This is a genomic window from Kineococcus sp. NBC_00420, assembly GCF_036021035.1.
GTDB lineage: Bacteria > Actinomycetota > Actinomycetes > Actinomycetales > Kineococcaceae > Kineococcus.
This window is the reverse complement of record NZ_CP107930.1, coordinates 5,179,840-5,202,742: the sequence shown is the minus strand read 5'-3', so window position 1 is coordinate 5,202,742 and position 22,903 is coordinate 5,179,840. Positions and strand designations below refer to the sequence as shown.

21 protein-coding genes are annotated in these 22,903 nt (G+C 72.6%); 7 read left to right on the top strand and 14 right to left on the bottom strand.

The features are described from left to right. Window positions 1–176: 176 nt before the first annotated feature. From tkt to pgl, 5 genes are all read left to right on the top strand, one after another. The gene (tkt, locus tag OG218_RS25385) at window positions 177–2,270 is read left to right on the top strand and encodes a transketolase (RefSeq protein ID WP_328295995.1); all 2,094 of its coding nucleotides are present in this window, start codon (window positions 177–179) and stop codon (window positions 2,268–2,270) included. A 94-nt stretch (window positions 2,271–2,364) separates the two neighbouring features. Further along, the gene (gene tal, locus OG218_RS25380; RefSeq protein ID WP_328295994.1) at window positions 2,365–3,486 is read left to right on the top strand and encodes a transaldolase; all 1,122 of its coding nucleotides are present in this window, start codon (window positions 2,365–2,367) and stop codon (window positions 3,484–3,486) included. Further along, entirely contained in the window at window positions 3,483–5,024 is a 1,542-nt protein-coding gene (zwf, locus tag OG218_RS25375) for a glucose-6-phosphate dehydrogenase (RefSeq protein WP_328295993.1), read from the top strand. Before tal ends, zwf begins: the two co-directional genes overlap by 4 nt. Before the next feature lie 22 nt (window positions 5,025–5,046). Beyond that, the gene (gene opcA, locus OG218_RS25370) at window positions 5,047–6,201 is read left to right on the top strand and encodes a glucose-6-phosphate dehydrogenase assembly protein OpcA (protein ID WP_328295992.1); all 1,155 of its coding nucleotides are present in this window, start codon (window positions 5,047–5,049) and stop codon (window positions 6,199–6,201) included. Then, window positions 6,198–6,941, top strand: a complete 744-nt coding sequence (gene pgl, locus OG218_RS25365; RefSeq protein ID WP_328295991.1) for a 6-phosphogluconolactonase — start codon at window positions 6,198–6,200, stop codon at window positions 6,939–6,941. The genes opcA and pgl overlap by 4 nt, the downstream gene beginning before the upstream one ends. Before the next feature lie 63 nt (window positions 6,942–7,004). Here pgl and OG218_RS25360 read toward each other — a convergent pair whose 3' ends face one another. The 9 genes from OG218_RS25360 to uvrC form a co-directional block, all read right to left on the bottom strand. Continuing rightward, entirely contained in the window at window positions 7,005–7,355 is a 351-nt protein-coding gene (locus OG218_RS25360) for an RNA polymerase-binding protein RbpA (protein ID WP_328295990.1), read from the bottom strand. A gap of 55 nt (window positions 7,356–7,410) precedes the next feature. Continuing rightward, complete coding sequence (gene secG, locus OG218_RS25355; RefSeq protein WP_328295989.1) at window positions 7,411–7,662, bottom strand: preprotein translocase subunit SecG; 252 nt, start codon at window positions 7,660–7,662, stop codon at window positions 7,411–7,413. Window positions 7,663–7,706: 44 nt separating this feature from the next. Next, window positions 7,707–8,492, bottom strand: a complete 786-nt coding sequence (tpiA, locus tag OG218_RS25350; protein ID WP_328295988.1) for a triose-phosphate isomerase — start codon at window positions 8,490–8,492, stop codon at window positions 7,707–7,709. Between the two features lie 32 nt (window positions 8,493–8,524). Further along, entirely contained in the window at window positions 8,525–9,751 is a 1,227-nt protein-coding gene (locus OG218_RS25345) for a phosphoglycerate kinase (protein ID WP_328295987.1), read from the bottom strand. An 89-nt stretch (window positions 9,752–9,840) separates the two neighbouring features. After that, window positions 9,841–10,845 carry a type I glyceraldehyde-3-phosphate dehydrogenase gene (gene gap / locus OG218_RS25340; RefSeq protein ID WP_328295986.1) on the bottom strand — a complete coding sequence of 335 codons (1,005 nt, stop codon included), beginning with the start codon at window positions 10,843–10,845 and terminating at the stop codon, window positions 9,841–9,843. 161 nt (window positions 10,846–11,006) lie between these two features. Then, window positions 11,007–11,987, bottom strand: coding sequence for a DNA-binding protein WhiA (gene whiA / locus OG218_RS25335; RefSeq protein WP_328295985.1), 981 nt, complete (start codon window positions 11,985–11,987; stop codon window positions 11,007–11,009). A gap of 103 nt (window positions 11,988–12,090) precedes the next feature. Next, a complete protein-coding gene (locus OG218_RS25330) occupies window positions 12,091–13,116 on the bottom strand; it encodes a gluconeogenesis factor YvcK family protein (RefSeq protein WP_380162093.1) in 1,026 nt (341 codons plus the stop codon). Between the two features lie 53 nt (window positions 13,117–13,169). Further along, entirely contained in the window at window positions 13,170–14,081 is a 912-nt protein-coding gene (rapZ, locus tag OG218_RS25325; protein WP_328295983.1) for an RNase adapter RapZ, read from the bottom strand. A 97-nt stretch (window positions 14,082–14,178) separates the two neighbouring features. Further along, a complete protein-coding gene (uvrC, locus tag OG218_RS25320) occupies window positions 14,179–16,203 on the bottom strand; it encodes an excinuclease ABC subunit UvrC (RefSeq protein WP_328295982.1) in 2,025 nt (674 codons plus the stop codon). Between the two features lie 180 nt (window positions 16,204–16,383). On the opposite strand from uvrC, the gene wecB reads away from it, so the two are divergent. Then, window positions 16,384–17,565, top strand: coding sequence for a non-hydrolyzing UDP-N-acetylglucosamine 2-epimerase (gene wecB, locus OG218_RS25315; protein ID WP_328295981.1), 1,182 nt, complete (start codon window positions 16,384–16,386; stop codon window positions 17,563–17,565). Here the strand turns inward: wecB and OG218_RS25310 are convergent. The 4 genes from OG218_RS25310 to OG218_RS25295 are packed head-to-tail and all read right to left on the bottom strand — an operon-like array spanning window position 17,543 to window position 19,620. Then, window positions 17,543–17,839 (bottom strand): Smr/MutS family protein, encoded by a 297-nt coding sequence (locus OG218_RS25310; protein WP_328295980.1) that lies wholly within the window; start codon window positions 17,837–17,839, stop codon window positions 17,543–17,545. The genes wecB and OG218_RS25310 overlap by 23 nt on opposite strands. A 17-nt stretch (window positions 17,840–17,856) precedes the next feature. Further along, the gene (locus tag OG218_RS25305) at window positions 17,857–18,342 is read right to left on the bottom strand and encodes an AAA family ATPase (RefSeq protein ID WP_328295979.1); all 486 of its coding nucleotides are present in this window, start codon (window positions 18,340–18,342) and stop codon (window positions 17,857–17,859) included. 3 nt (window positions 18,343–18,345) lie between these two features. After that, entirely contained in the window at window positions 18,346–18,705 is a 360-nt protein-coding gene (locus tag OG218_RS25300; RefSeq protein ID WP_328295978.1) for a hypothetical protein, read from the bottom strand. Between the two features lie 45 nt (window positions 18,706–18,750). Then, on the bottom strand, window positions 18,751–19,620 hold the full coding sequence (locus OG218_RS25295) for an ABC transporter substrate-binding protein (RefSeq protein ID WP_328295977.1): 870 nt from the start codon (window positions 19,618–19,620) through the stop codon (window positions 18,751–18,753). A 191-nt stretch (window positions 19,621–19,811) separates the two neighbouring features. On the opposite strand from OG218_RS25295, the gene OG218_RS25290 reads away from it, so the two are divergent. Next, a complete protein-coding gene (locus OG218_RS25290) occupies window positions 19,812–21,416 on the top strand; it encodes a methyl-accepting chemotaxis protein (RefSeq protein ID WP_328295976.1) in 1,605 nt (534 codons plus the stop codon). A gap of 27 nt (window positions 21,417–21,443) precedes the next feature. Here OG218_RS25290 and OG218_RS25285 read toward each other — a convergent pair whose 3' ends face one another. Next, window positions 21,444–22,793 (bottom strand): protoporphyrinogen/coproporphyrinogen oxidase, encoded by a 1,350-nt coding sequence (locus tag OG218_RS25285; RefSeq protein WP_328295975.1) that lies wholly within the window; start codon window positions 22,791–22,793, stop codon window positions 21,444–21,446. Between the last annotated feature and the right edge of the window lie 110 nt (window positions 22,794–22,903).

Below are 22,903 nucleotides of genomic sequence, written 5' to 3'. Positions count from 1 at the left end.
GATCCTCCCGCCGCGCCCGTCGTGTCGGGACGGAGGAGCCGCACACAGACGAACGCCTCGGGACGTCGCACCGCACGCGGTGGCGACGAACGACGGAGACAGAGAGCGGACCACGGCCGGTCCTCCACCGCCATCCCGGCGCTGGTCGGTCAGCTGGTTCGCACGGGAGGAGACACGTGAGCCAGCCCAGCCTCGAGTGGAGCGACCTCGACGACAAGGCGGTAGACACCGTCCGCGTCCTGGCGATGGACGCCGTGCAGCGCGTCGGCAACGGACACCCGGGTACCGCCATGAGCCTCGCGCCGGTGGCCTACCTGCTGTTCCAGAAACTGCTGCAGAACGACCCCACCGACCCGGACTGGGTCGGTCGTGACCGCTTCGTGCTGTCCTGCGGGCACTCCAGCCTGACGCTGTACATCCAGCTGTACCTGGCCGGCTACGGCCTGGAGATCGACGACCTCAAGGCGCTGCGCACCTGGGGTTCGAAGACCCCCGCGCACCCCGAGCACGGACACACCGCCGGTGTCGAGATGACGACCGGCCCGCTGGGTCAGGGTCTGGCCTCGGCCGTCGGGATGGCCATGGCCGCCCGTCGTGAGCGTGGTCTGTTCGACCCCGAGGCCGCACCGGGCACGAGCCCGTTCGACCACAACATCTTCGTCCTGGCCTCCGACGGTGACATCCAGGAGGGCGTCACCTCCGAGGCCTCGGCGATCGCCGGCGTCCAGGAACTGGGCAACCTCGTCGTCATCTACGACGCGAACCACATCTCCATCGAGGACGACACCGCGATCGCGCTCGGCGAGGACACCGGCAAACGCTACGAGGCCTACGGCTGGCACGTCCAGACCATCGACTGGACCAACGGCGGCGAAGGTCCCTACACCGAGGACGTCGCCGGTCTGCACGCCGCGATCGAGGCCGCCAAGGCCAAGACCTCCAAGCCCTCGATCATCGTGCTGCGCACCCTGATCGCGTGGCCCGCGCCCAACGCGCAGAACACCGGCAAGGCCCACGGTTCCGCGCTCGGCGAGGCCGAGGTCAAGGCGACCAAGGAGGTCCTCGGCTTCGATCCCGAGCAGACCTTCCAGGTCGACGAGGACGTCCTCGCGCACACCCGCGCCGCCCGTGAGCGCGGCAAGACGCTGCACGAGGAGTGGCAGGGCGCGTTCGACACCTGGCGCAAGGGCGCCGGCGACCGCGTCGAGCTCTTCGACCGGATGCGGACCCGCACCCTTCCCGCCGGTTGGGAGAAGGCGCTGCCCGTCTTCGAGGCCGGCAAGTCCGTCGCGACCCGCAAGGCCTCGGGCGACACGCTGAGCGCCCTCGCGAGCGCCCTCCCCGAGCTCTGGGGCGGTTCGGCCGACCTGGCCGAGTCCAACCTCACCGCCATGAAGGGCGAGCCGAGCTTCCTGCCGCTCAACCGCACCACGAAGACCTGGGACGGCAACCCCTACGGGCGCACGCTGCACTTCGGCATCCGTGAGCACGCCATGGGCTCGATCCTCAACGGCATCGCGCTGCACGGCGGCACCCGCCCCTACGGCGGCACGTTCATGGTCTTCAGCGACTACATGCGCCCCCCGGTGCGTCTGGCCGCGATCATGCAGCTGCCGGTGACCTTCGTCTGGACGCACGACTCCATCGGGGTCGGCGAGGACGGTCCGACGCACCAGCCGATCGAGCACCTCGCCTCGCTGCGCGCCATCCCCGGCCTCGACGTCGTCCGCCCCGGTGACGCCAACGAGACCGCCTGGGCCTGGAAGACGATCCTCGAGACGACGAACCGTCCGGCCGGCCTGGCGCTCTCGCGCCAGAACCTGCCGACGTTCGACCGGTCTCAGGAGGGCTGGGGCGGCGCCGAAGGCACCGCCAAGGGCGCCTACGTCCTGGTCGAGTCCTCCACCGCGACGCCGTCGGTGATCCTCATCGCCACCGGTTCCGAGGTCGAGATCGCCGTCGGCGCCCGCGCCAAGCTGGAGGAGGCGGGCGTCCCGACGCGCGTCGTCTCGATGCCCTGCCGCGAGTGGTTCGACGCGCAGCCGCAGTCCTACCGCGACACCGTCCTGCTGCCGCAGGTCAAGGCCCGCGTCGCGGTCGAGGCCGGCATCGCTCAGGGTTGGCACGACCTGACCGGCGACGCCGGTCGCATCGTGAGCATCGAGCACTACGGCGCCTCCGCGGCCGCCGGCGTGCTCTACCGCGAGTTCGGCCTGACCGACGACGTCGTGTTCTCGGCGGCGCAGGAATCCCTCGCCGGACTGCAGTGATCCACCCCCGGGGGTTGCGACCTGCGACCCCCGGGGTTCTGCGGGCGCCGTCCCGGCGCCCACCCACCCAGTGGACGATGGAACGGAGCACCTCATGAGCAACAACCTCGAGACCCTGCACGAACACGGCGTGTCGGTCTGGCTGGACGACCTCTCCCGCGAGCTGACCGACGGCGGTGAACTCGGCCGCCTCGTCGAGGCCGGCGTCCTCGGCGTCACCTCGAACCCGACGATCTTCGCGAGCGCGCTGAGCAAGGGCGACCGCTACACCGACCAGGTGAAGGAACTCGTCGCCGCCGGCGCCGACACCGAGGAAGCCGTCTTCCAGATCACCACCGAGGACGTCCGCAAGGCGTGCGACGTGCTCAAGCCGGTCTTCGACCGCACCGACGGGCTCGACGGCCGCGTCTCCCTCGAGGTCGACCCGCGCCAGGCGCGCGACACCGCCGGCACCGAGGTCTCCGCGCGCAAGCTGTGGAAGGCCGTCGACCGCGAGAACCTCTACATCAAGATCCCCGCGACCGTCGAAGGTCTCGCCGCGATCACCACCGCGATCTCCGAGGGCATCAGCGTCAACGTGACCCTGATCTTCTCCCTCGACCGGTACCGCGCCGTCATGCAGGCGTTCCTCACCGGGCTCGAGCAGGCCAAGCAGAACGGCCACGACATCTCCAAGATCGAGTCGGTCGCCTCCTTCTTCGTCTCCCGCGTCGACACCGAGATCGACAAGCGTCTCGAGGAGATCGGGACCGACGAGGCCAAGGCTCTGCGGTCCAAGGCCGGTCTCGCCAACGCGCGCCTGGCCTACCAGGCCTACGAGGAGGTCTTCTCGACCCCGCGCTGGCAGGTCCTCAAGGAGTCCGGCGCCCGCGCGCAGCGTCCGCTGTGGGCCTCGACCGGGGTCAAGAACCCCGACCTCCCCGACACCCTCTACGTCACCGGGCTCGTCGCCGCGAACACCGTGAACACGATGCCGGGCAAGACGCTCGAGGCGACCATCGACCACGCCGAGGTCACCGGGGACACCATCCGCGGTTCCTACGGCGAGTCCCAGGCCGTCCTCGACGACCTCGAGCGTCTCGGCGTCTCCTACACCGACGTCGTCGAGTTCCTCGAGACCGACGGTCTCGACAAGTTCGAGAAGAGCTGGGGCGAGCTGCTCACCACCGTCACCGACGAGCTGGAGCGAGTGAAGACGCAGGTCGACGCCCAGTGAGTCCGACGCGGGTGACGCACGCGGAGAACCCGCTGCGCGATCCGCGGGACCGTCGGCTCCCGCGGATCGCCGGTCCGTGCGGCATGGTGATGTTCGGCGTGACGGGTGACCTCGCGCGCAAGAAGCTCATGCCCGCGATCTACGACCTGGCGAACCGGGGCCTGCTGCCCCCCGGTTTCGCGCTGACGGGTTTCGCCCGTCGCGACTGGGTCGACCAGGACTTCGGCAAGATCGTCTACGACTCGGTGCGCCAGCACGCCCGGACCCCCTTCCGGGAGTCCGTGTGGGCCCAGCTCGCCGAGGGCTTCCGGTTCGTCCCCGGTGAGTTCGACGACGACGAGGCGTTCGACCAGCTCGCCACGACCGTCGCCGACCTCGACCGGGTCCGCGGTACCGGCGGGAACCACGCGTTCTACATGTCGATCCCGCCGCGGTTCTTCCCCGTCGTCGCCAAGCAGTTGGCGCGCAGCGGGTTGAGCGCCCAGCACGGCGACCAGTGGCGACGCGTCGTCATCGAGAAGCCCTTCGGGCACGACCTCAAGTCGGCGCGCGAGCTGAACGCCGTCGTCGAGAACGTGTTCCCGCCGGACTCGGTGTTCCGCATCGACCACTACCTCGGCAAGGAGACGGTCCAGAACATCCTGGCGCTGCGTTTCGCCAACCAGATGTTCGAGCCGCTCTGGAACGCCAACCACGTCGACCACGTGCAGATCACCATGGCCGAGGACATCGGCATCGGTGGCCGCGCGGGGTACTACGACGGGATCGGCGCCGCCCGCGACGTCATCCAGAACCACCTCCTGCAGCTCCTGGCGCTGACCGCGATGGAGGAGCCCGTCTCCTTCGACGCCGCCGACCTGCGCGCGGAGAAGGCCAAGGTCCTCTCCGCCGTGCGTCCGGCCAAGGACATCGCGAAGTCGACGGCCCGGGGCCAGTACGCCTCGGGCTGGCAGGGTTCGGAGTTCGTCAAGGGCTACCTCGACGAGGACGGGATCCCCTCGACCTCGACGACGGAGACGTTCGCGGCGATCGAGCTCGAGATCGACACCCGCCGCTGGGCGGGGGTCCCGTTCTACCTGCGGGCCGGCAAGCGGCTCGGGCGCCGGGTGACCGAGATCGCGGTCGTCTTCAAACGCGCCCCGCACCTGCCCTTCGAGAAGACCGCCACCGAGGAACTCGGGCAGAACGCCCTGGTGATCCGGGTGCAGCCCGACGAGGGCATCACCATGCGGTTCGGGTCGAAGGTCCCCGGGACGGCCATGGAGGTGCGCGACGTGACCATGGACTTCGGGTACGGCCACGCCTTCACCGAGTCCAGCCCCGAGGCCTACGAACGCCTCATCCTCGACGTGCTGCTGGGTGACCCGCCGCTCTTCCCCAGCCACACCGAGGTCGAGCTGTCGTGGAAGGTCCTGGACCCGATCACGCAGTTCTGGGCCAAGAACGGCAAGCCCGAGCCCTACGCGTCGGGCAACTGGGGTCCCGCCTCGGCCGACGCCATGCTCGAACGGTCCGGCCGGCAGTGGCGGCGCCCGTGAGCCAGACCCACCAGGAGCTGATGTGATCATCGACCTGCCCAGCACGTCGACCAGCGCCATCAACAAGGCGATGGTCGACCTGCGGGACTCCGGCGGGGCCGTCGCGCTCGGCCGGGTCCTGACCCTCGTCGTCATCACCGACGACGCCCACGCCGAGGACGCCATCTCGGCGGCCAACGAGGCCAGCCGCGAGCACCCGTGCCGGGTGCTCGTGCTGGCTCGCGGCAACAAGCGCGGTGCGGCCCGCCTCGACGCCCAGATCCGCGTCGGCGGCGACGCCGGCGCGAGCGAGGTCATCGTGCTGCGTGCCTACGGCCCGCTCGTCGAGCACGGGGAGACGACCATCGTCTCCCTGCTGCTGCCCGACGCGCCGATCGTGGCGTACTGGCCCGGGACCGCGCCCGACGACCTGCGCACCGACCCCATCGGGGCCATCGCGCAGCGCCGGATCACCGACTCCGCGGAGGCGAGGGACCCGGCCAAGGCGCTGGACTCCCGCCGCACCAGCTACCGGGCCGGTGACACCGACCTGGCGTGGACGCGGCTGACCAACTGGCGTGCGCTGCTCGCGGCCGCGCTGGACCAGCCGCCCTACGAGCCGGTCACCTCGATCACGGTGGCCGGTGCCCCGGACAGCCCCAGCACCGAACTCCTCGCGGCGTGGCTCGCGGCGAAGCTCAAGGCGCCCGTCGTACGGGCCCGCACCAAGCGAGGGACCGGGGTGCAGAGCGTCCGGTTGGAGCGCAAGTCCGGTGCGGTGGAACTCATCCGGCCGGAGCAGAGCGTCGCCACCCTCACCCAGCCCGGCCAGCCCGACCGCCGGCTGTCGCTGGCGCGTCGGCTGGTCAAGGACTGCCTGTCCGAGGAGCTGCGCCGTCTCGACCCGGACGACGTCTACGGCGAGGTCCTGGCCGACGGCCTGCCCCAGGTCAACAAGAAGGTCATGTCCGTCCGCGACGCGCAGACCGCCGGCAAGCTCTCGACCCCGGCGGCCGCCGCGAAGCGCCAGGCCGCCGCCGAGCAGCAGTCGGCCAAGGTCTCGCGCAGCATGAAGGGCGCCCCGCCGGAGCCGGAACGCAGCGGGGACCTGACGCTCGCGGCACCGGTCAGCCCCACCCCGGCGGCCAAGAAGGCGGCTCCGCGCAAGCGGGCCGTCGCGAAGAAGGCCACGGCGTGACCCGGGCGCTCGTCGTCCGGCACGCGACGCCGGACCTGTTGGCCGCCGCGACGGCCGGCCGGTTGCTCGCGGCCATCGCGGACGCCCAGGCCGAACGCGGGATCGCGCACGTGTCGCTCACGGGCGGCACCATCGGGGGCAAGGCGCTTGCCGCGGTGGGGTCCTCCCCCGCGCGCGACAGCGTCGACTGGTCCCGCGTCCACCTGTGGTGGAGCGACGAACGGTTCCTCGCGACCGGTGACCCGGAGCGCAACGCGACCCAGGCCGCCGACGCACTGCTCGACGTGCTGCCGTTGGACCCGGCCACGGTGCACCTGCCGCCAGCCACCGACGGTCCGGACGGGGACGACCTCGACGCGGCCGCGGCCCGCTACGCGGCCGAGCTGCTGGCCTTCGGGGGCGGGGCCGAGGTGCCCGCGTTCGACGTCCTGCTCCTGGGGATGGGGCCCGACGGTCACGTCGCGTCGTTGTTCCCGCACCACCCCGGGCTGGGTCGCGACGACTCCAGCGTCGTCGGGGTCCGGGAGTCCCCGAAGCCGCCGCCGCTGCGGGTGTCGTTCACCTTCGGGGCCATCGCCCGCGCCCGCCAGGTCTGGCTCGTGGCGGCCGGGGCCGAGAAGGCGGCCGCCGTGGCCCGGGGGGTCGCGGCCGGCGACGTCTCCGAGACCCCCGCGGCGGGGGTCTTTGGGACCGAGCGGACGCTCTGGCTCGTCGACGAGGCCGCGGCCTCCGACCTCTGAACCACCGAGGACGAGAGAAGGCCCCCTGCGGGAACCGCAGGGGGCCTTCTCTCGTTCGACAGGTCAGCGGATGAGACCGCGGGCCCGCAGGGAGTCGAGCGCTTCGTTGAGGATGGCCTCGCCGTCCGCGTCGGAGCGACGTTCCTTCACGTAGGCCAGGTGCGTCTTGTACGGCTCGTTCTTCAACGGAGCGGGCGGGTTGGCCCGGTCCGTGCCGGCGGGGAACCCGCACCGCGGGCAGTCCCAGGTCTCGGGCGGTTCGACCCCGGACTCCTCGGCGAAGCTGGGCTTCGTCTCGTGCCCGTTGGCGCACCAGTAGGAGATGCGGATGCGGGGCGCGGTGTCCCCGCGTTCCGCTTCGCCCATGGGGCCCGCGCCGACCCTGCTGCCCCGGATGGCGTTGCCACCTGCCACGTCGGTCCTCTTCCTGCTTCAGTCTCGGTGGATGCCGTGCTGCGGTGCTGGCCGGTCAGAACTCGTTGGTGAACCGCTCGACGAGGCCGAGGGTGACGATCGTGGCGAACCAGACCAGTCCCAGACCGACCGTGAAGCGGTTGAGGTTCCGTTCGGCCATGCTCGAGCCGGAGAGACTCGTCGTCACGCCGCCACCGAACATGTCGGACAGCCCACCCCCCTTGCCCTTGTGCAGGAGGATCAACAGCGTCAGGAGGAAGCTGGAGATCCCCAGGATGACCTGCAGCACGATGCGGAGCACGCTCACACCGGTCAGCCTAAGCCATCACTGGCGGTGTTCCCGCAGATTCGTCACGCGGGGTGGTCGCGGAAGCGGACGATCGCGGCGAAGTCCCCGGCGTCGGTGCTGGCCCCGCCGACCAGCGCACCGTCCACGTCGGGCTGCTTCATGATGGCCGCGATGCTCGCGGGCTTCACGCTGCCGCCGTAGAGGACCCGCACGGCGTCCGCGGTCGCCTGGTCGAACTGCTCGGCCACGGCGGCGCGCAGCGCGGCGCAGACCTCCTGGGCGTCCTCGGGCGTCGCGACCTCGCCGGTGCCGATCGCCCAGACCGGTTCGTAGGCCAGCACGAGACCGGCGACCTGCTCCGCGGTGAGCCCGGTGAGCGCCTGGGTGACCTGCCCGACCGTGAACTCGACGTGCTGCGCGGCCTTGCGGATCTCCAGGGCCTCGCCGACGCAGACGATCGGGGTCAGCCCGCTGGCCAGCGCCTTCGCCGTCTTCGTCCGCACGACCGCGTCGTCCTCGCCGTGGTACTGGCGACGCTCGGAGTGCCCGACGGCCACGTAGGCGACGCCGAGCTTGGCGAGCATCGCGCCCGAGACCTCACCGGTGTACGCCCCGGAGTCGTGCTCGGAGACGTCCTGCGCGCCGAGCTTGAGGGACAGCTTGTCCCCCTCGATCAGCGTCTGCACCGTGCGCAGGCTGGTGTGGGAGGGCAGCACGGCGACCTCGACGGCCGAGTAGTCGTGCCTGGCGTCCTTCAGCGTCCAGTCCAGCTTCTGGACCAGCAGGGTGCCCTGCTGGTGGTCCAGGGTCATCTTCCAGTTCCCGGCGATCAGCGGGGTGCGGGTCATCGTCGATCCTTCGTCTCGTCGGTTCGGGCGGGTCAGTCGAGCACGTCGAGGCCGGGCAGGTGCTTGCCCTCCAGGTACTCCAGGCTCGCTCCACCACCGGTGGAGATGTGCCCGAACTGCTCGTCGGCGAAGCCGAGGCTGCGCACCGCGGCCGCGGAGTCCCCGCCGCCGACGACGCTGAAGGCGCCGGAGTCGACGATGCCCTGCGCGACGGCGCGGGTGCCGTGGGCGTAGGGCTCCATCTCGAAGACGCCCATCGGGCCGTTCCAGAACACCGTGCGCGCGTCGGCGAGGCGGGCGGCGAACGCGGCGCCGGAGTCGGGGCCGATGTCGAGGCCCAGGCGGTCGGCGGGGATGGCGTCCGCCGCGACCACGTCGTGCTCGGCGTCCGCGGCGAAGGCCGTCGCGGCGACGACGTCGGTGGGCAGGACGAGCTCGACGCCCTTGTCCTTCGCGGTCCGCACGTACTGCGCGACGCGGTCGAGCTGGTCGGCCTCGAGCAGCGAGGTCCCGACCTCGTACCCCTGGGCCTTGAGGAAGGTGAAGACCATCCCCCCGCCGACGAGGAGGCGATCGCCCTCGCTCAGCAGCGACCCGAGCAGGTTGTCGATGACGCCGAGCTTGTCGGAGACCTTCGAGCCGCCCAGGACGACGGCGTAGGGCCGTTCCGGGGAGGTCGTGAGCCGCTTCAGCACCTCGACCTCGGTGGCGACGAGGCCACCGGCGGCGTGCGGCAACCGGCGCGCGACGTCGTAGACGCTGGCGTGCTTGCGGTGCACCGCACCGAAGCCGTCGGAGACGAAGGCGTCGGCGAGGGCGGCGAGCTCGTCGGCGAAGGCGCCGCGCTCCCCGTCGTCCTTGCTGGTCTCGCCCGCGTTGAAGCGGATGTTCTCGAGGAGGAGGAGCTCGCCGTCGGCGAGCGCGTCGACCGCGGCCTTGGCCTCCGGGCCCACGGTGACGGGGCTGAAGCCGACGGAGACGCCCTCGAGCAGCTCGGCGAGGCGGGCGTGCACGGGCGCCAGGGAGTACTTGGCCTCGGGGGCGCCCTTCGGGCGGCCGAGGTGCGCGGTCACCACGACGCGGGCACCGGCGTCGAGGAGACGACGCAACGTCGGCACCGAGGCGCGGATGCGGCCGTCGTCGGTGATGACGGGAGCGTCACCGGACTGGTCGAGGGGGACGTTGAGGTCGCTGCGCACGAGGACGCGCTTGCCGGCCCAGCCGCCGATCTGGGCCTCGAGGTCGTCGATCGTCTTCACGGGTGTTCCTTTCGCGTGACTGCCCGGATCCGGACGGACGACGGCCCGGGCACTCGTGACGCGAGTGCCCGGGCCGACGTGTCAGGACCTCAGAGCGAGGAGCCGACGAGCTTGACGAGGTCGACGAGGCGGTTGGAGTAGCCCCACTCGTTGTCGTACCAGCCGACGACCTTGACCTGGTTGCCGTTGACCTTGGTGAGGCCCGAGTCGTAGATGCACGACGCGGGGTCGGTGACGATGTCGGTGGAGACCAGCGGCTCGTCGGAGTAGACGAGGTAGCCCTTGAGCGGGCCGTCCGCGGCGGCCTGGTAGGCGGCGTTGACCTCGTCGACGGTGACCTCGCGGGCCAGCGTGACGGTGAGGTCGGTCGCCGAGCCGGTCGGGACCGGGACGCGCAGCGCGTAGCCGTCGAGCTTGCCCTTGAGCTGCGGCAGGACCAGGCCGATCGCCTTGGCCGCACCGGTCGAGGTCGGCACGATGTTGAGGGCCGCGGCGCGGGCGCGACGAAGGTCCTTGTGCGGGCCGTCCTGGAGGTTCTGGTCCGCGGTGTAGGCGTGGATCGTGGTCATCAGACCGCGTTCGATGCCGAAGGAGTCCTCGAGGACCTTCGCCAGCGGGGCCAGGCAGTTCGTGGTGCAGGACGCGTTCGAGATGATCGAGTGCTTCGCGCCGTCGTAGGCGGAGTCGTTGACCCCCATGACCAGGGTGACGTCGTTGTTGGTCGCCGGGGCGGAGATGACGACCTTCTTGGCGCCGGCGGTGAGGTGCGCCTTGGCCTTCTCACCGTCGGTGAAGAACCCGGTGGACTCCACGACGACGTCGACGCCCAGCGCGCCCCAGCCGAGGTTGGCGGGGTCGCGGTCGGCGAGGACCTTGATCGTCTTCGAGCCGACGACGATGGAGTCACCCTCGACCCGGACGTCCTCGGCGAGCTTGCCGAGGATCGAGTCGTGCTTGAGCAGGTGGGCCAGGGCCTTCGCGTCGGTGAGGTCGTTGACCGCGACGATCTCGAAGTCCGCGTTCTGCGCGAGTGCCGCGCGGAAGAAGTTGCGGCCGATGCGACCGAATCCGTTGATGCCGACGCGAGTGGTCATGCGCTCTCCTCCTTGACGCACCCTCGACCGGGCGGGCCTGGTGCGTCTCGTGCTTGCGGTACCGGTCCTGTGTCTGGTCCTACGGGTGCTGCGCCGCGGCCCCGCGGCGTCGCCCCGACCTTATGGCCTGCGTCACGTTCCCCGTGAACGGGGGTCCGCGCTCAGGCGTCGAGCATGTCCGCCGTGAGCCCGGACTCCGTACCCGGGATCCCGAGTTCGATGGCCTTCTTGTCCGCCATGCCGAGCAGCCGCCGGATCCGGCCGGCGATCGCGTCCTTGGTCATGGGCGGGTCGGCGAGCTGACCCAGCTCCTCGAGGCTGGCCTGCTTGTGCTCCAGGCGCAGCCGACCGGCCTGCAGCAGGTGGTCGGGGATCTCGTCACCGAGCAGTTCCAGCGCTCGTTCCACCCGGGCCCCCGCGGCGACCGCGGCCCGCGCGGAGCGGCGCAGGTTGGCGTCGTCGAAGTTCGCGAGGCGGTTGGCGGTGGCGCGGACCTCGCGCCGCATCCGGCGCTCCTCCCAGGTCATCATCGCGTCGTGGGCCCCGAGGCGGGTGAGCAGCGCGCTGATGGCGTCGCCGTCGCGCAGCACGACGCGGTCGACGCCGCGGACCTCGCGGGCCTTCGCCGACAGTTCGAGGCGGCGGGCCGCACCGACGAGGGCCAACGCCGCCTCCGGACCGGGGCAGGTCACCTCGAGCGCGGCGGAGCGGCCGGGTTCCGTGAGCGAACCGCGGGCCAGGAACGCCCCGCGCCAGGCGGCCTCGGCGATCTGGGCGGAGCTGGAGACGATGTGCGAGGGCAACCCGCGCACCGGGCGACCCCGGGTGTCGAGCAGTCCCGTCTGGCGGGCCAGCGACTCCCCGTCGCGCGCGACGCGCAGCACGTAGCGGGTCCCCCGACGCAGCCCCCCCGCCTGGACGACCAGCAGGTCGCTGGGGTGCCCGAACACGTCGGCGATGTCACGTCGCAGGCGCCGTGCGATCGAGGCCGAGTCGAGCTCGGCCTCGATGACGATGCGACCGGACACGATGTGCAACCCGCCGGCGAAGCGCAGCATCACCGACACCTCGGCCTTGCGCGCCGCCGTCGTCGTCACCGGCAACCGGCTCAGCTCGTCCTTGACCGCTGCCGTCATCGCCATGACTGGACCTCCCCCGACACCCGCACCACGCGTGAGTCTCCTCGTTCCTGCTCTGTCCGCACGTCTGTCCACACGTCTGGTTCCACGACTACCACCGCAGCCTTCACCGCGCCGCGAACCGGGGCGAGGAGAAGACGTCACGGTAGGCCGCGGCCAACCGCAGCGCGTCGTGGCGCGGCGTTCCGTCACCCATAGACACGCTGCGCAGCAACACCTCCGCACCGAGGGCCTCCGCGACCCGCACCAGCGAGTCCACGTCACCGACGGCCACCGGGTCCGCCAGGACCGCGTCGATCACCAACGCCGGGGCGTGGGCCGCGAGGACCTCGAGGTAGGCCTCGGCGCTGAAGCCGTCGGTCTCCCCCGGCTGGACGGCGAGGTTCAGCGTGACGCACGTCCGGGCCCGGGTGCTGGTCAGGGCCGCGAGCAGCCCCGGCACCATGAGGTGCGGCAGGACGCTGGTGAACCACGACCCCGGCCCGAGCACGACCCAGTCGGCCGACCCGATGGCCTCGACGACCTCGGGGCGCACCGGCGGGTCGGAGGGGACGAGCCGGACGTTCGCGACGCGACCCGTCGTGGAGGCCACCGCGACCTGTCCGCGCACCGCGGTCGTCTCCTCCGGGGCGCCCTCGACGAGACCGAGGACGTCGGCCTCGATGTCGAGCGGGACCGCGGCCATCGGCAGCACCCGGCCCCGGGCCCCGAGCAGGCGCCCCACCCAGTCCAGGCCGGCGACCTCGTCGCCCAGCAGTTCCCACAGCGTCGAGATGAGCAGGTTGCCGGTGGCGTGACCGTGCAGCGACCCCTCGCTGGAGAAGCGGTGCTGCAGCACGTCGCGCCAGGTCCGGCCCCACTCGGAGTCGTCGCAGAGGGCGGAGAGGGCCATCCGCAGGTCACCCGGCGGCAGGCCGCCGAGCTCCCGGCGCAACCGCCCGGAGGAACCGCCGTCGTCGGCGACGGTCACGACCGCGGTCAGGCGGTCGGTGAGGTGACGCAGGGCCGAGAGCGAGGCCGAGAGTCCGTGGCCGCCGCCGAGGGCGACCACGGCGGGCGCACCGGACGCGCCGACCCCGGGCGGGGTGAGGGGCGGGGAACCCGTCGCCGGCACAGCCCCGACGGTGGGGATCAGGCCGGTCGGGAAGCTCGTGGACGAGGGGTGCGAGTGCTCGGGCAGCGTGCTCACTCCCGGCCCAGGTCGCGGTGCAGGACGCGCACCGGCACTCCGTCGCGGCGCAGCCGCTTGCCCAGTTCCTCGGTCATCGCGACCGATCGGTGCTTCCCGCCGGTGCAGCCGAAGGCGATCGTCGCGTAGCGCTTGTTCTCCCGCCGGTAACCGTCGAAGACCGGCGCGAGCGCGGCCTCGTAGCGGTCGAGGAACGTCGCGGCCCCGTCGGCGGCGAGGACGAACTCGGAGACGGGGGCGTCCTGACCGGTGAGCGGGCGCAGTTCGGGTTCCCAGTGCGGGTTCGGGATGAACCGGACGTCGGCGACGTGCTCGGCGTCGGCGGGGGTCCCGTACTTGAACCCGAAGCTCATGACCGTGACCCGCAGGTCCTCCGCGCGGTCGGCCTCGAAGAGCGAGGCGACCAGCGCGCCGAGCTGGTGGACGTTGAAGGAGCTGGAGTCCACGACGACGTCGGCCCGGGCGCGCAGTTCGCCGGTGAGGGCGCGTTCGCGGGCGATCCCGTCGACGATGCGGTCGTCGCCCTGCAGCGGGTGCGGACGGCGCACGGATTCGAAGCGGCGCACCAGGACGTCGTCGGTGGCGTCGAGGAACAGCACCCGCGGGGACACGTGCCGGGTGTCGAGGGCGGCCAGCGCCCCGGTGAGCTCGGCGAAGAACGTGCGCCCGCGGACGTCGACGACGACGGCGAGGCGCGGGATGGTCAGCCCGGCCCGGGCGGCGAGTTCCGCGAGCGGTTCCAGCATCTGCGGCGGGAGGTTGTCGACGACGTACCAGCCGAGGTCCTCCAGCGCCTTGCCGGTGGTCGAGCGTCCGGCCCCCGACATGCCGGTGATGATCAGGAGTTCGGGACGGCGTGGCCGTTCCCCGTCCCCTGCGTCGCTCGTACTGTCCGCCGCGTCCTGCACTCGCCCATCCTGTCATCCCGGGCGTGTCGCCCGCGACGAGCCTGGCACTCGTCGCTGTCGTCCGATCACCCTGCGTTCCAGCGAGGCGGTCCGGCCGTCAGTCGAGGAGCTCCCCCGTGGCCGTGTTGACCGCGGGCTGCGCCGCGGTGTCGACCGCCTGGGTCCCGCCGCCCTGCAACGCCTCGACGACGGCCTGCGCCGTGCGCGGTCCCATGCCGGGGACGGCCGCGACCTCCTCGGCGGAGGCGGCACGGAGCTTCTTCACCGACCCGAAGTGGCGCAGCAGCGCCGTCTTGCGGGCCTGACCGAGGCCGGGGACGCCGTCGAGGGCGCTGGTCGTCATCGCCTTGCTGCGCTTGGAGCGGTGGTAGGTGATGGCGAAGCGGTGCGCCTCGTCGCGGACCCGTTGCAGCAGGAACAACCCGGGACTGGTGCGGGGCAGCACGATCGGGTGCGCCTCCCCCGGCAGCCAGACCTCCTCGAGGCGCTTGGCCAGGCCGCAGAGCGCGACGTCGACGATCCCGACGTCCGCGAGCGCCCGGGCGGCGGCCTCGACCTGGGGCTGGCCGCCGTCGACGACGACGAGGTTGGGGGCGTAGGAGAAGCGGCGGGGGCGGCCGGTGTCGGGGTCGATGCCGGCGAGGACCTCCCCGCTGACCGGGGCGGAGGTCTCGATCTCGGCGCCGTCGTCGGTCTCGGTGATGCGGGCGTCGTCGGCCTCGTCGCTGCGCAGCCGGCGGAAGCGGCGGGTGAGGACCTCGCGCATGGCGCGGGTGTCGTCGACGCCGCCCTCGTCGCCGCGGACGGCGAAGCGGCGGTAGTCGGACTTCTTGGGCAGGCCGTCCTCGAAGACGACCATCGAGGCGACGACGTTGGTCTCCTGGGTGTGGGAGACGTCGTAGCACTCGATGCGCAGCGGGGCCTCGTCGAGGCCGAGGGCCTCCTGGAGCTCCTGCAGCGCCTGGCTGCGGGTGGTGAGGTCCCCGCCGCGGCGGGTCTTGTGCAGGACGAGGGCCTGGGAGGCGTTGCGCTGCACCGTCTCCATCAGGGCGCGCTTGTCCCCGCGCTGGGGCACCCGCAGGTCCACCCGGGAGCCGCGCAGTTCGGAGAGCCAGTCCTCGACGTCGCTCTCGACGGTGGCGGGCAGTTCGGGGACGAGGACCTCGCGGGGGACGCCGTCGCCGGTCTCGCCGCCGTAGACCTGGAGCAGGAGCTGTTCGACGAGTTCGGGGGTGCCGACGTCCTCGACCTTCTCGGAGATCCAGCCGCGCTGGCCCCGGACCCGGCCGCCGCGGACGTGGAAGACCTGGACGGCGGCTTCGAGCTCGTCGTCGGCGATGGCGAAGACGTCGGCGTCGGTGGCGTCGGGCAGGACGACGGCGGACTTCTCCAGGGCCTTGTCGAGGGCGCCGAGGTCGTCGCGCAGCCGGGCGGCGCGTTCGTAGTCGAGGTCGGCGGCGGCGGCCTTCATCTCGCGTTCGGTGCGGCGGACGAACTTCTGGGTGTTGCCGGCCATGAAGTCGCAGAAGTCCTGGGCGAGGGCCTGGTGGTCCTCGGGGCTGATCTTGCCGACGCAGGGGGCGGAGCACTTGTCGATGTAGCCGAGCAGGCAGGGGCGTCCGACCTGACCGGCACGCTTGTAGACGCCGGTGGAGCAGGTGCGGACGGGGAAGACGCGCAGCAGCAGGTCGACCGTCTCGCGGATGGCCCAGGCGTGGGTGTAGGGGCCGAAGTAGCGGGTGCCCTTGCGCTTGGCCCCGCGCATGACCTGGACCCGGGGGACGTCCTCGCCCATGGTGACGGCGAGGTAGGGGTAGGACTTGTCGTCGCGGTACTTGACGTTGAAGCGCGGGTCGAACTCCTTGATCCAGGAGTACTCCAGCTGCAGGGCCTCGACCTCGGTGGTGACCACGGTCCACTCGACGCTGGCGGCGGTGGTGACCATCGTCATCGTGCGCGGGTGCAGGGCCGAGAGGTCCTGGAAGTAGTTGGAGAGCCGGGCGCGCAGGTTCTTGGCCTTGCCGACGTAGATCACGCGGCCCTGGGGGTCGCGGAAGCGGTACACCCCGGGATCGAGCGGGATCTCCCCCGGCTTGGGGCGGTAGGTGGCGGGGTCGGGCACGGGTACGAGGTTAGGTCGCGGGTCCGACACGGGCCCCTCGTGGTCCCTCGTGGTCCCTCACGCACGCTTCGTTCCTGACCGAACACGTTCTGCGACAACGGGTGCGCAGTTGGTGTGAACTCTCGCCGGATCGCGGTGGAAGCACCTCGCCGGGGGTGTCCACCGGCCTACCGTCCGTACGTGGCCACCCCGACGATGAGCTCCGCCGACCTCCCCGCGCCCGAGCGTCCGCGGGGCCTGCGGCGACCGCTCGGGTTCCCCGTCGGCGAGGACGCTCCCGGCCCGGTCGCCGTCGTGCTCGGTACCCGCCCGGAGGCGATCAAGCTCGCCGACGTGGTGCGCCGGCTCGGCGGGGCCGGACTGCTCGTGCACACCGGCCAGCACCACGACGCCGCGATGTGGTCCGACGTCACGGCCCAGCTCGGCTTCGCCACCACCCCGCTCGGTCTGGGCGTGGGCGGGACCTCGCGCGGTCACCAGCTGGGGGCGGCGGTGGCCGCGCTCGACGCCACCTTCGCGCGGCACCGGCCCTCCTGCGTCGTCGTGCAGGGCGACACGACGGCCGCCCTGGCGGGCGCGCTGGCCGCGAACGCCGCCGACCTGCCGCTCGTGCACGTCGAGGCCGGTCTGCGCAGCTTCGACCGGCGGACGCCCGAGGAGCACCACCGCGTCACCATCGACCACCTGGCCGACCTCTGCTGCGCCCCGACCCCGGCCGCCGTCGCGCACCTGCGCGCCGAGGGGATCTCCGACGACCGGATCCTGCTGACCGGGAACACCGTGGTGGAGTCCGTCCAGCAGCTGCTGCCGGCGCAGGAGGAGCAGGACCGGATCCTCGCCGGCCTCGGGATCCGCGGCGACCACCTCCTCCTGACGCTCCACCAGCCGGAGAACGTCGACAACCCGGCCGTCCTGCGTCAGGTCCTCGCCGAACTGCGCGGCGTCGTCGCCGAGGGCCTGCAGGTCGTCTTCCCGGCCCACCCGCGAACGCTGGACCGCCTGCGCGGCAACGGCCTCGGTGACCTCCTCGAGGCCTTCACGACCATCGCGCCGCAGCCGCCGGCGGAGTTCCTGACGCTGCTGGACCGGGCGCGCCTCGTGGTCTCCGACTCCGGCGGCGTGCAGGAGGAGGTCAGCGTCCTGAAGAAGCGGCTGCTCGTGCTGCGCCGGTCCACCGAACGTCCGGAGGTGCTGGGGACCTTCGCCACGCTGGTCCCGGGCGGGTTGCGCCTGGGTGCCGCGGTGCGTTCCGCGCTGGCCGAGGACCCGCGCGCGCTGCTGGACGTTCCCTCGCCCTACGGCGACGGGTCGGCCAGCCGGGTCATCGTCGAGTCGATCGTCAAGCTGGTCGCTCCCTACTGACCGGACGACTGACCGGACGACCGACCGCGCGCTCGAAGCGCACCAGGACCCGACCCGGGTTGTGCGGGTCGGGCGCCGCGCCCGCGTGCAACCGGCGGACGTGGGGCTGGGTCAGGAACGTCAGCACCCGCTCACGCAGCTGCCCGGACCCCTTGCCACACACGATCTCCGCCTGCGGTCCGCCGCTCGCGGCGGCCCGCAGCAGGAACGTGCGCAGGGCGTTGTCAATGTCGCGGCCGCTGCGGAAGACGGGGTGCAGGTCGAGGGAGAGCACCCCACCAGGATGAGGCCTCAGCCGGCGTGGCGGAGGATCTCGTCGACGACCCGCGACAGCGGGGCCGTCGCGTCGATCCGGACGGCGTCGCGCGGCAGATCCTCCCCGGTGGCGTGCACCCGCAGGACGAGCTCGCGCTCCTCGGGCCGCCCGCCGAACTCGTCGTCGCGCGCGGCGAGGCGGGCGATCAGGGTCGCGCGGTCGAGGTCGAGGACGACGACGGCGTCGAAGAGGTCGAGGAACGTCGCGTGGTTGCGCGAGCCCCCGCAGAAGAAGGTGGCCGGGGTGCTCCGGTCCGCGACCAGCACCCGTACGGCGTCCACCCGCCACAGGTGGTGGTCGTGGGTGTGACCGGTCGTGGGCTCACCGGTTACCGGGTCCCCCTGGTACGCGAGTTCGGTGTCGCCGTTGACGGCGTGGTGACCGCGCCGCTGCAACTCCCGGCAGACCGAGGTCTTGCCGCTGCCGGAGACCCCTTCGACGAGGACGTTGCGGACACCCACCGCTCAGTGCTCACCCGGGAGCGACATCAACCCCGAGCGGGCGACCCAGCCGCGGACGGGACGGGTGAGGAGCAGGACCGCGACGGCGACGTTCAGCACGACGGCGGCCAGGGCCACGACCCCGAACCCCACCACCACGAGCGAGGCGACCCCGAGGCCGCCGGCGAGGACCGAGAGGGCGAGGAGCACGATCCAGGCCAGACCGCTGCTGCGCCGGATGCGGTGCAGCAGCCACAGGTCCAGCGCGAACCAGACCAGGGCGAGGACCCCGCGGCCCGGGAGACCCAGGTAGAGGACCTCGCAGACCAGGACGGCCAGGAGCCGCTGCCCCACCGGATGGGTGCGCCACCACGTCGTGTTCACGGGCCCAGCCTAGGCCTCACCCCCGGGGCCCCGGAGCCCCGGACCTCAGGCGCCGCCGTTGATCGCGGTGGTGCGCAGGGCGGCGGCCTCGAGGCCGTGGGCCTTGAGAATCTCGTCGTAGCGGCCGGCGGCGATGGACTGCTGGAGGGCGACCTGGACGGCGTCGCGCAGGTCACTGCGGTCCTTGGCGAACCCCAGGCCGTAGGGCGCCGCCTGCAACGGGTCCCCGGCCAGGGAGAGCGCCCCGCTCGAGGTGGTGACGAGGTCGACGGCCGAGGGGTAGTCCTCGACACCGAAGTCGGCGGCACCCGCCGCGACCCGGTCCGCGCTCTTGCCGTTGGGGACGTCGACGATCGCCACGGCGGGTTTCCCGGCGGCGGTGCAGAGCGCGGACTGCGCGGCGACGAGGTCGCCGTTGGTGGTACCGGAGTTGACGGCCGCGGTGTGCCCGCACCAGGTGTCGGGCGCGGCCAGGCCGAGGGGGTTCCCGGCCGCGGCGATGGCCTGGCTGCCGGCGATGAAGTAGTCGACGAAGTCCACCTTCTCCTGGCGGGCGGCGCGGTCGGTCATCGAGGAGACGACGAGGTCGGCCCGGTGCGCGCCGACGGTGTCGATGAGGTCGTCGAAGCCGGTCTGGACGAAGGTCACCTTCAGGCCCATCCGCTGGGCCAGGTCGGTGACCACGTCGATGTCGGCGCCGGTGAACGCGGTGCCGTTCATCGACTCCATCGGGGCGTAGGTGGCGTCGGTGGCCACCGTGAGCGTCCCGGGCGTGAGCAGGGGGAGGTCGACCGCGGCCGTCGACGCGGGGGCGGTGGCGGAGGCGTCTCCCCCGCAGCCGGCCAGGACCGGCAGGGTCGCCGCGAGGACGAGCGTGGCGGTGAGCGCCCGGGATCGGGACAGCGGTGCGGGCACGGTGGCTCCTCGGACTCCGGCGACGAAGGGGCCCGGTGGGGCCCCCGCTGTGTCCATCGGCAGCTGGGGCGGTGGGCCCGTTCACCCGTTCGGGTGTCGCTTCCTCGGCGCAACCGGTTCAGTCACCGCGACGGGACGCCGATGCCGAACCTCGTGGGGTCTGGTCCCCACCGACCGGTCAGGAGCCCCGCATGTCCAGCACGACCGCCGCCCCCCGCCGTTCGACGAGTCTCGCCACCCGGGTCGCGCTGCTCGCGGTCACCGGCCTGGTGGGTGTCGCTGCCGTGGGCACCATCGGCCTCGTCGGTTCGGCGGGCCAGGACTCCGCCCGGACCACGCTGGTGCGGGCCGAGCGGGCCGCCACCCTGGCCGAGACCGTCGACGCGCAGCAGGCCGCCCTGCGCGCGGACGTGCTGGTGTCGGTGGTGGCCGCGAACGCCGCCGACCGGCAGGCGGCGATGTCCGCGCTGGGCGACGACGCCGTCGCGCTCCGGGCCGCGTTGCGCGAGCTGGCCGCGGCGGGCAACCCGCAGACGCGCGCAGCCGCCGAGCAGCTGCTGACCGAGTCCGAGCAGCTCGTCACGCTGGGCCAGCGGGTCGTCTCCCTCGCCAACCACGACGTCACCGACCCCGGTCAGGTCGCGGCCCGCGAGGCCGTGCCCGCGTTCACCGCGCAGGCCACGAAGGTCGCCGCGGCACTGCCGCAGATCCGCGAGCAGGCGTCCACCGCCCGCGCCGGGGCCATCACCGCGGCGGACGGCGCCCGGCGCAAGGCGCAGCTGCTGACGCTGGTCACGGCCGCCGTCGTCGCCGCTCTGCTGGCGGTGGTCGCGCTCACGGTCGTGACGTCGTTGCGCCGTCGGTTGCGCGCGACGGTGACGGTGCTGGAAGCGCTGGCCGACGGGCGCCTGGACCAGCGCGGCGAGGTGGGTCGTCACGACGAGATCGGGCGGATGACCCTGGCGTTGAACACCGCCCTGGACCGGATGTCGGGCCTGCTGTCCCAGGTCGCGCGCTCCAGCGACGAGCTGACGGCGTCCGCGGCGGACCTGACCGGCGTCTCCGGTGACCTGCGCGACCGGGCCGCGGGGACGGCGTCCCAGGCCGACGCGGGATCGGCGGCGTCGGAGGAGATCTCGGTGACGATCCGTTCCGTCGCCGACTCCAGCGCGGAGATGGAACAGGCCATCGCCCAGATCGCGGCGGCGACCACGGAGGCCAGCCAGGTCGCCCACGACGCCGTCGCGGCGTCCGGGGACGCGGCCCGCACGGTCCAGGGCCTGGCCCGGTCGTCGGCGGAGATCGGCGACATCGTGAAGGTCATCACCTCCATCGCCGAGCAGACGAACCTGCTGGCCCTGAACGCGACCATCGAGGCCGCTCGCGCCGGGGAGTACGGCAAGGGGTTCGCCGTCGTCGCCAGCGAGGTGAAGGAGCTCGCCACCGAGTCGGCGCGCACGTCGGAGACGATCGTCGCGAAGATCGCTGCGGCGCAGCAGGACGCGGCTGCGGCCAGCGTCGCGATCGGGCGCATCGATGAGGTCGTGGAACGCATCAGCGCGATCCAGTCGACGATCGCGAGCGCCGTGGAGGAGCAGACCGCGACGACGCGGGAGATGGTCCGCAACGTCGAGGAGATCGCGGCCGGGTCCAGCGACGTCACCCGGTCCATCACGGGGATGGCGCAGGACGTGAACCGCACGACGGGTGATGCCCAGCGCACGGCGGACGCGGCCGAGCAGGTCGCACGCTCGGCCGCCCGCCTCGACGAGGCGGTCCGCAGCTTCCAAGTCTGAGTCCCCGACCGCTGCCGCGTGGGTGCGTCAGACGGTGGTGAGGACGTGCGCGCTGATGCTGCGGCCCGCGAGCAGCGCGTCCTCCGGCCCGATCCCGTCGTGGCGCCCGTGGCGTCCGACCCGGGCGAGGTTGGAGAACGCGTCGAGCTGGACGTCGAGCTGCGCGCGAGCCGCTTCGGCGCCGCGGGTCGGCACGGGCACGCTGCGCGGCAGGCGGAGCACGTCGTGGTCGAGGACGCGGACACCGCGGTCCACCCCGAAGGCGGGGAGTTCCGCGATGGCGAGCTGGGCGAGCTCGTGGTCGGTCCGGGCCGACAGGTCGTCGTCGCCGGAGCTCCAGAACTCCGCGCAGAGGACGGTCCGGGGTTCGTCGCGGAACGCGGCGGGCCGCCAGACCCGGGTGTTGGAGAGGCGCCCGACGCGCAGCGACTCGTCGCAGGCGGTGACGTGGTGGCTGTCCTGGCCGACGTCACCGTCGAGGAGCAGGTGGACGAGGTAGGTGTCGCGGCTGCGCAGCGACGGGCCGCTCGGGGCGGTGGTACCGGGGAGCCACCGCACCAGCACGGGCGCGGGGACGCTGGAGACCACGGCACGGGCGGCGATCGAGAACTCGGCCGAGGTGTCACGCACCCGGACGGCGGTGACCCGGCCGTCGGTGGCGCTCAGTCCGGTCACGGTGGTGCCGAGCAGGATCCGGGCGCCGCGGGCGCGCAGCCGACGGGCCAGCTCGTCCCAGACGGCGCCGGTCCCCTCGCTCGGGGTGAGGAGTTCGACGGGTCGCTCCCCGGCGCGGCGGGTGCCCTGCAGCTCGTCGGCGAAGGCCGGGGACAGGTCGCGGGGGTGGGCCCCGAGGTACTTGCGCGTGTAGGGGGCGAGGAGTTCCTCGACGACGGCGCGGCCGTGGCTGGCGACGAGCGCCTGGTAGGCGTCGACGGGGGTGCGGGGTTCGCGGCGGTTCAGCGTCGCGGCGAGGCGGGCACCGGCGGCGCGGGCCGTGGCTCCGGCGCCGACGGTGCGCAGGACCTGACCGGGACGGGGCGGGAAACCCACGACGCGTCCGCGCCAGACGGCGGATCGCCGCGCCCGGGTGCGTTCCACCCCGCCGACGGCGCCGGCGAGGTCCAGCCACCGGGTCACCGACTCCGGGTGGGCGTCGGAGCGGAAGCTGTGCGGGCCGAGGTCGAAGCGGTGGCCCCACAACTCGATCGAGCGGGACAGACCACCGACCTCGGGGGCGCCGTCCACGACCACGACCTGGGCCCCGGCGTCCAGCAGGTGCTCGGCGGCGGCCAGCCCCGCGGGACCGGCCCCGATGACGACAACCGGCTGGTCGGTGCCGGCGCGGCCGGTCACACCCTCCACGACGAGCGCGCTCACGTCGTACTCCTCTGCCCCATGTGCTTCTCCCCGAGACGATCCGTGGTCCCCGCGGTGAGGAGTCCCTCGACCGCGGCTCCCCGCGGCGGTGCGGTGCTCGTGGTCACGGT